Raw genomic sequence first — 2,855 nt, forward strand, 5'->3', positions numbered from 1 at the left:
CAAAAATGATAATGCAGCTTTTTTCAATAAAACTCATATTAGCATTTAGTGTAAATTGGGACTCAACAGACAAAACTGAAACAACAACAGAAAATAAAACAACGACCCGCTAACAGCCGTTTGCCGCAATGGGGGCTGACGTGGTTAATTGAGCATTCTACTTCAAATCAACTTTAGTGCTGGGTTGACAGTTTTGTGCCCTGAAATCCCGCACGAACGCCAAGCACAAAACCGTTATAGCAAACCTTAAAAAACGACACGACAACTGTCACACCTTGAAGTTTTGAGTATCTAACTGTCAAACATTAAAGCAGACAGTATGAACAGAATTATTTTAATCGGACTTGCAACGGCTATTTTGATGTCTTGCAACAATTCAACTCAAAACAAAAAGGAAATGACAATGGAACAACAAACGGTAGGAATGGTGGAAATCACCACATTTAAACTCAATCAAGGGGTTACGGCAAAGGATTTTGAACAATCTGCAAGAGCAATGCAAAAAGACTTTTTAGAAAAACAAGGCGGTTTTATAAAAAGGGCTTTGACTGTTTCAGAAGACAGCACTTGGACTGACGTAGTATTTTGGAAAGACTACCAATGTGCAGAGAATACAATGAAACTTTCGGAAACGTCAAAATTGGTTCTTCCTTTTATGGAGAAAATTGATTTCAACTCTGTTAAAATGAACCTGACAACCCCAGTCATCATTGAAGAATGAACGCAAAGCAATTAGAGCAATGGATTTTAGAAAACTATCAGGGTGTAATCGTAACTGATGCCTATCGTGAGCGAAGCTTCTTTTACAATCCTGATGGTTTCCTGCCAAAAGGAATATACATTTCCACAATCAAAGAAAGTGACGGACCTAATGACAAGGCTTCCAATTTAGACAGAGAAGGAATTTATCGTTTAAGTCTTGGTGTTGGCAAAAAACAATACCGACAACTATTTGGTGATATTCCTAAACGACCCGCAAAAGGCGAGATAGTAGAACTTGATTTTGATTTCACCACAACGGGTATGTTGATGCCACATCCTATTTATGCTTGGTTAGGATGGGTTTGCATCAATAATCCAGACAGTGAAAACTTAGATTTGTTGAAACATCTTTTAGATATTTCTTACCAAAACGTATTGACTAAATTTGCAAAGAAAAAATGAGTAACCCATTTCAAACCCAATATCAAGACAGAGACGATAATGAACTGATTGCACAAGCAAGGGAAGGTTCAAAAATCGCTTTAGAAACATTGATAAAAAAGCACCAACACTACATTTACAATGTGGCTTTAAAGATGACATTGAGCCCATTTGATGCAGAAGATGTAACACAAGAAGTGTTGATAAAAGTCATTACTAATCTTGCACAATTTAAAAGTGAAAGCAATTTCAGAACTTGGTTATACCGCATTACTTTCAATCACTTTCTCAAAATGAAAAAAGCTTGGTTGGAAGACTACATCACTTCTTTTGACCAATATGGCAGAGAACTTGAACAAATGCCAGATACAGACCTTTTCGATTTGGAAAAAGCAGAGATGAAAGAATTAATACAAGAAGCAAACATCAGTTGTATGATCGGAATGTTACTTTGTTTGGATAGAGAACAACGCTTGGTTTACGTTTTAGGCGAAATATTTGGTATTGACCATACATTAGGCTCACAAATGTTGGACATTACCAAAGATAATTTTCGTCAAAGACTTTCAAGAGCAAGAAGAGACCTTTACAATTTTATGAATAACAAATGTGGCTTAATCAACACTTCAAATTCTTGTCGTTGCGACAGAAAGACAAAATCATTCATTAAAGCAGGTTGGGTTGACAAAGACAAAATGAAGTACAACACTTCATATCTAAAAAAGATAAATGACGAAGCCACAAAAAAAGCAGAAGACCTTTGCGACCTGACAGAAATTGAATATGCTGACCTTTTCAGAAACCATCCATTTCAGGAAAAAGAACATCATAAAAAACTATTTACTAACTTGCTTACGGACGACAGAATTTCAAACTTGTTTAACCTGAATTGAAAGAAAGGCTGGCTATAACTGCCGTTTGGCGTAATGGCGGGTGAAGTTGTTAATTTAAAATTCTATCTCGCATCAATCCGCCACTTCGGGTAACGGCAAACAGTTAGCTGCTAGTAAATTTCGAATATACTATGGATACAGACGATTTATCAACTGAAACATATTCAGGTATTTTAGGTGAGGCTGAAAAACTTAGCCACGATTTAACGCTGCAATATGGAATATTATCTTATGAATGCTCAAACGAACAAGAATATATTGATAATGCAGAAAAACTTACAAAGAGGTTAATAAAAGCAAAATCATACGATTTAGATGAAATATTTTTTGGCAATCCACCAAACAAAGAAGACTTAAATAATACTCTGTCTATGATTTTAAAAAACATTGAGAAGTTAAAAAACAATTCCTATTGATAAAAAAACTTATGATTATTAGTTCTAAAATGTAATAGATAGTACCTTATCTGACAGCTACGACTATGAAAGTAGTCCAATGTGGTTTGATGGACCAAAATTTGATATTAAATCCATTTTGCTGTATTTCGTTTGATATCTAACATTTGACACAAAGACCCTATTGCTGTCATTTGTTTGATTTTAATTATATTTGCATTCTCAAGCATAAGATATAGTGGCAAAGGATTTTATCATAGAAAGGCTGAAAAAGGAATTCATAGGAAGAGAATCCTTTTCAAGAGTAGAACTTTTTGACTTCTACCGACAATTTGAACCCGATTTGAAAGAAACAACCTTCAGATGGAGGATTTACCATTTGAAGGATAAAAAAATCATTATTGCAATTAAAAAGGGACTTTTT

The 2,855-nt window shown here is 34.7% G+C and carries 4 protein-coding genes and 1 pseudogene; all 5 read left to right on the top strand.

Features of this window, described 5'->3' with window-relative positions:
• Nucleotides 1-319: 319 nt before the first annotated feature.
• Entirely contained in the window at nucleotides 320-721 is a 402-nt protein-coding gene (locus ACIQ2S_RS12630; protein WP_353079553.1) for a hypothetical protein, read from the top strand.
• On the top strand, nucleotides 718-1,164 hold the full coding sequence (locus ACIQ2S_RS12635; protein ID WP_396176544.1) for a DUF6194 family protein: 447 nt from the start codon (nucleotides 718-720) through the stop codon (nucleotides 1,162-1,164). The genes ACIQ2S_RS12630 and ACIQ2S_RS12635 overlap by 4 nt, the downstream gene beginning before the upstream one ends.
• Nucleotides 1,161-2,036 carry an RNA polymerase sigma factor gene (locus tag ACIQ2S_RS12640; RefSeq protein WP_396176546.1) on the top strand — a complete coding sequence of 292 codons (876 nt, stop codon included), beginning with the start codon at nucleotides 1,161-1,163 and terminating at the stop codon, nucleotides 2,034-2,036. The genes ACIQ2S_RS12635 and ACIQ2S_RS12640 overlap by 4 nt, the downstream gene beginning before the upstream one ends.
• 131 nt (nucleotides 2,037-2,167) lie before the next feature.
• The gene (locus ACIQ2S_RS12645) at nucleotides 2,168-2,452 is read left to right on the top strand and encodes a hypothetical protein (RefSeq protein ID WP_396176548.1); all 285 of its coding nucleotides are present in this window, start codon (nucleotides 2,168-2,170) and stop codon (nucleotides 2,450-2,452) included.
• A gap of 217 nt (nucleotides 2,453-2,669) precedes the next feature.
• A pseudogene (locus ACIQ2S_RS12650) lies at nucleotides 2,670-2,855 on the top strand (hypothetical protein); the annotation flags it as partial.

This window comes from Flavobacterium sp., from assembly GCF_044371705.1.
Lineage (GTDB): Bacteria > Bacteroidota > Bacteroidia > Flavobacteriales > Flavobacteriaceae > Flavobacterium.

Excerpts from the sequence above, each read along its gene's own strand:
- ACIQ2S_RS12635 (WP_396176544.1), top strand. The coding sequence starts at position 718 with ATGAACGCAAAGCAATTAGAGCAATGGATTTTAGAAAACTATCAGGGT.
- ACIQ2S_RS12630 (WP_353079553.1), top strand. The coding sequence starts at position 320 with ATGAACAGAATTATTTTAATCGGACTTGCAACGGCTATTTTGATGTCT.
- ACIQ2S_RS12640 (WP_396176546.1), top strand. The coding sequence starts at position 1,161 with ATGAGTAACCCATTTCAAACCCAATATCAAGACAGAGACGATAATGAA.
- ACIQ2S_RS12645 (WP_396176548.1), top strand. The coding sequence starts at position 2,168 with ATGGATACAGACGATTTATCAACTGAAACATATTCAGGTATTTTAGGT.